A 2,810-nucleotide genomic window follows, 5' to 3' on the forward strand; every position below is an offset into this window, starting at 1 on the left:
GATACCTGTCACTGCATGGTGAATACATAGCCATGCAGGGGGAACCCGGTGAACTGAAACATCTAAGTAACCGGAGGAAAAGAAAGAAAACTCGATTTCCTGAGTAGCGGCGAGCGAAAGGGAAGGAGCCTAAACCGGGATGCGTGCATCCCGGGGTTAAGGACCGCAATATGTGAGCCGAAAGTTAGAAGAATGGTTCTGGAAAGACCAGCCGTAGAGAGTGAAAGCCTCGTAAACGAAAACGGAAGGCAGCAAGCGGGATCCAAAGTACCACGAGACACGAGAAACCTTGTGGGAATTCGGGGGGACCACCCCCCAAGGCTAAATACTACTTAGTGACCGATAGCGCATAGTACTGTGAAGGAAAGGTGAAAAGAACCCCGGGAGGGGAGTGAAAGAGAACCTGAAACCTTGTGTTTACAAGCTGTGGAACCGCCATTGAAGGCGGAACCGCGTACTTTTTGTAGAACGGTCCGGCGAGTTGCCTTTGCAGGCAAGGTTAAGCACTTAAGGTGCGGAGCCGCAGGGAAACCAAGTGTGAATAGCGCGAAAGTCTGCAGGGGCAGACCCGAAACCGGGTGATCTACCCATGTCCAGGTTGAAGTTGCCGTAAAAGGCAATGGAGGACCGAACACACATCCGTTGAAAAGGGTGGTGATGAGGTGTGGGTAGGGGAGAAATTCCAATCGAACCCGGAGATAGCTGGTTCTCCTCGAAATAGCTTTAGGGCTAGCCTCATTTTAGTCTGCTGGAGGTAGAGCACTGAATTTCCTAGGGGGCGTCAAAGCTTACCGAAGAATATCAAACTCCGAATGCCAGCCAGATGATGAATGGGAGTCAGACTGTACGAGATAAGTTGGACAGTCAAAAGGGAAACAGCCCAGACCACCGGCTAAGGTCCCAAAGTGTGTGTTAAGTGGAAAAGGATGTGGGATTTCGAAAACAGCTAGGATGTTGGCTTAGAAGCAGCCATACATTAAAAGAGTGCGTAATAGCTCACTAGTCGAGAGGTCCTGCGCCGAAAATGTCCGGGGCTAAAACACAACACCGAAGCCGTGGAATGCACGTAAGTGCATTGGTAGAGGAGCATTGCCGACGCGACGAAGCGGTACCGTAAGGAGCCGTGGAGTGTCGGGAAGAGAGAATGCCGGAATGAGTAGCGAGAGCAAGGTGAGAATCCTTGCGGCCGAATATCCAAGGTTTCCAGGGTAAAGCTGATCTGCCCTGGGTAAGTCGGGACCTAAGGCGAGGCCGAAAGGCGTAGTCGATGGACAACAGGTTGATATTCCTGTACTGCAGCATAACAGAAATGTGGGGACACAGAGGGAAGACCGGAGCCGGGAATGGAAAACCCCGGTGCAAGCGGAGCATCCGTGCGGAAGGTAAATCCGCCGCACACAAGGAGATGCCGTGACGCGGACCGAAATCAAGTAGGGAAGCCGGCGTACCGTCTGTCAGGAAAAGCCGCTATTGTTTATGTTGCACCCGTACCGTAAACCGACACAGGTGGATGAGGAGAGAATCCTAAGGCCGACGGAAGAAGTATTGTTAAGGAACTCGGCAAAATGACCCCGTAACTTCGGGAGAAGGGGTGCCAGGGAAACCTGGCCGCAGAGAAAAGGCCCAAGCAACTGTTTAGCAAAAACACAGGTCTATGCAAAACCGCAAGGTGAAGTATATGGGCTGACGCCTGCCCGGTGCTGGAAGGTTAAGGGGAGAGGTTAGCGCAAGCGAAGCTTCGAACTTAAGCCCCAGTAAACGGCGGCCGTAACTATAACGGTCCTAAGGTAGCGAAATTCCTTGTCGGGTAAGTTCCGACCCGCACGAAAGGCGTAATGATTTGGGCGCTGTCTCGACAATACATCCGGTGAAATTGAAATACCAGTGAAGATGCTGGTTACCCGCGCCAGGACGGAAAGACCCCATGGAGCTTTACTCTAGTTTGATACTGGGATTCGGTATTGCATGTACAGGATAGGCGGGAGGCTAAGAAGTGATGACGCCAGTCATCATGGAGCCGCTGTTGGGATACCGCTCCTGTAGTACTGGATTTCTAACACGCAGCCGTGATCCGGCTGGTGGACAATGTCAGGCGGGGAGTTTGACTGGGGCGGTCGCCTCCGAAAGAGTATCGGAGGCGCTCAAAGGTTCCCTCAGAATGGTCGGAAACCATTCGCAGAGTGCAAAGGCATAAGGGAGCTTGACTGCGACACCGACGGGTGGAGCAGGTACGAAAGTAGGACTTAGTGATCCGGTGGTATAAAGTGGGATTGCCATCGCTCAACGGATAAAAGCTACCCTGGGGATAACAGGCTTATCACTCCCAAGAGTTCACATCGACGGAGTGGTTTGGCACCTCGATGTCGGCTCATCGCATCCTGGGGCTGTAGCAGGTCCCAAGGGTTGGGCTGTTCGCCCATTAAAGCGGTACGCGAGCTGGGTTCAGAACGTCGTGAGACAGTTCGGTCCCTATCCGGCGTGGGCGCAGGATATTTGAGAGGAGCTATCCCTAGTACGAGAGGACCGGGATGGACTGACCTCTGGTGCATCTGCTGTCTTGCCAAAGGCATGGCAGAGTAGCCAAGTCGGGACGGGATAAACGCTGAAGGCATCTAAGCGTGAAGCCCCCCTCAAGATGAGATATCCCATGGCACAAGCCAGTAAGACCCCTTGAAGACGACGAGGTTGATAGGTCAGGGGTGTAAGTACAGCAATGTATTCAGCTGACTGATACTAATAGGTCGAGGGCTTGACCAAGAGGTCATAGGCGGATGTCTGAGTTTCTTCTGTGTGCAGTTTTGAAGGTGCAG

At 52.8% G+C, this 2,810-nt stretch carries 1 rRNA gene; it reads left to right on the forward strand.

Annotation, left to right across the window (positions count from 1 at the left end):
- Positions 1-2,757: ribosomal RNA gene (locus tag BUA79_RS12115) — 23S ribosomal RNA — on the forward strand; the annotation flags it as partial.
- Between the last annotated feature and the right edge of the window lie 53 nt (positions 2,758-2,810).

This window comes from Parasporobacterium paucivorans DSM 15970 (assembly GCF_900141895.1).
GTDB lineage: Bacteria > Bacillota > Clostridia > Lachnospirales > Lachnospiraceae > Parasporobacterium > Parasporobacterium paucivorans.